Genomic DNA, 3,154 nt, shown 5'->3' with positions numbered 1-3,154 from the left:
GCGCGGGGCCGAGCAGCATGTCCCAATCGAGGTCGGCGGGCGCATCGCCATCCGGCGGGTTGCCGATGCCGGGCATGACGTTGCGGAAGAAATTGCACTGCACGCTGACGATGTCGCCGATGGCGCCGCTGCGCAGGAGTTCCTTCGCCTTGTGATAATGCGCCGCGCTGCGTTGCTGCGTGCCGACCTGCACGACGCGATTCGTGCGGGCGGCGACCTTTTGCATCCACTCGCCCTCGCGCACGAAAAGGTGCAGCGGCTTTTCGAGATACACGTCTTTGCCCGCATCGCAGGCCAGCATCATTTGCAGCGCATGCCAGTGGTCGCCGGTGTTCACCACGACGGCATCCACGTCCTTGCGTTCCAGCATTCTTCGGAAGTCGGGTATCTTCGCACAATCCGCGCCCACCAGCTCCACGCATGCATCCATGCGCGGCTTGTAGCAGTCCGCCACGGCGACGACCTGCGATTCCTTCAGCCCATGAAAGCTACGCGTGTGAATGCGCCCGATGAGGCCGAAGCCGATGATGCCGACGCGCACGCGCTCATTGGCACCGTTGATTTGCGAGTAGGACTTGGCGGTGAAAGCGCCCGCTGAGGCGAGCGCGGAGGTGTGGAGGAAGGAGCGGCGGTTCATGGTCTATTTCTTGTCGTTGGATTGCATGTGTTTGACGATTTGCTCACGCGGCACCACGCCGACGCGTTTGGCCCAGGCTTCATGTTGAGAGACGAGCGAGGCGACTTTTTCTGACTGCTGCGCGGCGAGGTCGTGGGTTTCGCCGGGGTCGGTGGAGGTGTCATAGAGTTCCCAGGCTCCGGTGCGCGGGCCGGTGGTGGCGATGCCGCCGTTGGCTGATGCGGGGCCGTAGCCGCGAACGAGTTTCCAGTGGCCCAGGCGCATAGCTTCGTTGCCCATGCGTTCCCAGAACAGCGGGCGATCCATCGGCATCGAAGCAAGCTCACCCCGCAACGCAGGCAGGAGGCTCGTGCCTTCGAGTGGCTGAGCGGCATGTCCGGCAAAGGTGCGGGGATGTTTCGCGGCGGCGGCGGCGAGGCAGGTTGGGAACACGTCCATGATGTGCGCGGAGCCGGTCACGATCTTGCCGCGCTGTGATGCCGGGATGCCTGCGGGCCAATGCGCGATGAAGGGCGAGGCGATGCCGCCATCATGCACCCAGACCTTGAACTTGCGGAAGGGTGTGTTGCACACCTGGCCCCAGAGCGGGCCGCGCACTTCGTCGGAGCCGTTGTCGCTGAGAAAGAGGATGAGCGTGTTGTCGAACTGGTCGCGTTTGTGCAGCGTCTCGACGATGCGGGCGAGGCTCTGGTCCACGCGGTCGATCATCGCCGCGTATTGGCGCATCCATTGCTCGTTGCGCTCTTTTTTGGCATTCCTGGCTTCGTCGGTGATTTCGGCGTCGAGCTGGGGCAATCGCGCGGAGTCGGGGATGAGGCCGATTTGCTTCAATCGCTCGAAACGGCGCTGGCGGATGGCATCGGGGCCGGTTCGATACGTTTCCGCATACTTCGCCACATCGCTCTCATGTGCCTGGAGCGGCCAATGCGGCGCGGTATAGGCCAAATAGCCAAACCATGGCCGCGCGATGTCGGATTCCTCGATGAAACGCAGCGTGTGGTCGGTGAAGGAGGCCGTCGTGTAAAAGTCCGGCGGCAGTTTTTCGACCTTTTTGCCGTTGAGCACGAACTTGGTGATGGGTCCCTTCTTTTGCCAGGAGCGATAACCGGTGAACTGTTCGCAAGCACCGCCGATGAGCGCAAAATGCCGGTCAAACCCGCGCTGTCCCGGCCAGCAGGTCTCATCCTGACCGAGATGCCATTTCCCGGCCATGAAGGTCTGATAGCCCGCCTCACGCAGAGACTCCGGCAAGGTCACGACACCTTCTTTCTTGAAGCCGAGATACGCTGGCGAGCCGATGCGCCGCCACAGCTCATTCGCCGTCCCGGTCTCGTTCATGTCGCCCACGCCTGCCTGATGCGGATACAGCCCGCTCATGAGCGAAGCGCGCGAGGGGCAGCACTGTGCACAGTTGTAAAATCGCGCCAGCCTCACGCCACCCGCCGCCAGCGCATCGAGCGTCGGCGTGCGCACCTCGCCGCCGTAGCAGCCGAGGTCGGAGTAGCCCATGTCGTCCACCATGATGAGGAGGATGTTTGGGCGCTGCTCCGCAGCGAATGATTGGCCGCAAAGGAACGCAAATAGCGCAAAGAGGATGAGGAGGCGTGTCATGGGTTCACTTCTTCTTTTTCATTCCCTTCTTCGACACGCCGTTTGGGGTGGCGATGTAGCTGTCGTCATCCTGCTTGCCGTATTTGGCGCGGCGGTCGCGTTCGTGGAGGTCGGTGCTGGCGAAGGTGCCTTCGCGAATGGGTTCATGGGCGCTGGTGGCGAGGGCGGTGAGTTTGGCAAGGATGTCGGGCTGCGCGGCGGCGAGGTCTTTGCTCTCGCTGGGATCGCTGGCGAGATCGTAGAGTTCCCAGGTCTTGGCTTTGTCCGGCTTCACGGCGCGCCAGGTGCCTTGACGGATGGCGGTCCAGCCGTTGATCTCCCAGTAGAGGTAGTCGTGGATTTTTTGTGCGGCGTTTTGGCCGGTGAGGGAGGGAAGGATGGAAACGCCATCCACATTGGCCGGTGCGGTGGCCTGAGCGACTTCAGCAAATGTGGGCAGCATGTCGGGGAAGTAGGTGAGGAGGTCGCTGCGGCTGCCGGGGGCGATTTTTCCCGGCCAGCGGGCGAGGAAGGGCACGCGGAGGCCGCCTTCGTAGAGTGTCCCCTTTTTGCCACGCCACTCGACGCCGGTTTCAGGATTCTTGTTCGCGCTGTGGACTCCGCGCGGGTGCTGCGGCGTGACAAAGTAGTCCGCGCCGCCGTTGTCGCCGCTGAAGCACACGAGCGTGTTTTGCTCGATGCCGAGTTCCTTGAGCAGCGCAAGGATTTCGCCGATCTGACGGTCGAGCATCGTGACCATCGCGGCGTAGCGTCTGGCATCGGCGGGCCAGTCTTTGTCTTTGTAGAGCGTCCAAGCGGGGTCGCTGTCGGGAATGTGAAAGCTGCCGTGCGGCGGCGTGTAGGGCAGATAGGCAAAGAACGGCTTCGTCGCGTTCTCGCGAATGAACTTCTTCGCGGCGTCGTGGA

Annotated in this window: 3 protein-coding genes; all 3 read right to left on the bottom strand. The window is 62.7% G+C overall.

The genetic code is table 11. The features are described 5' to 3' along the window. On the bottom strand, nucleotides 1-637 hold a 637-nt coding region (locus ACKVY0_RS02160), incomplete at its 3' end, for a Gfo/Idh/MocA family protein (protein WP_409213142.1). 3 nt (nucleotides 638-640) lie between these two features. After that, entirely contained in the window at nucleotides 641-2,248 is a 1,608-nt protein-coding gene (locus ACKVY0_RS02155; protein ID WP_409213141.1) for an arylsulfatase, read from the bottom strand. 4 nt (nucleotides 2,249-2,252) lie between these two features. After that, on the bottom strand, nucleotides 2,253-3,154 hold a 902-nt coding region (locus ACKVY0_RS02150; RefSeq protein WP_409213140.1), incomplete at its 5' end, for a sulfatase-like hydrolase/transferase.

It is taken from the genome of Prosthecobacter sp., from assembly GCF_046154365.1.
Classification (GTDB): Bacteria; Verrucomicrobiota; Verrucomicrobiia; order Verrucomicrobiales; family Verrucomicrobiaceae; genus Prosthecobacter.
Note: the sequence above shows the minus strand (reverse complement) of the source record. Positions and strands in the feature narration are given on the sequence as shown.

What these genes read in the sequence shown, in the direction of transcription:
- ACKVY0_RS02155 (WP_409213141.1), bottom strand. Translation starts at nt 2,248, where the DNA reads ATGACACGCCTCCTCATCCTCTTTGCGCTATTTGCGTTCCTTTGCGGC.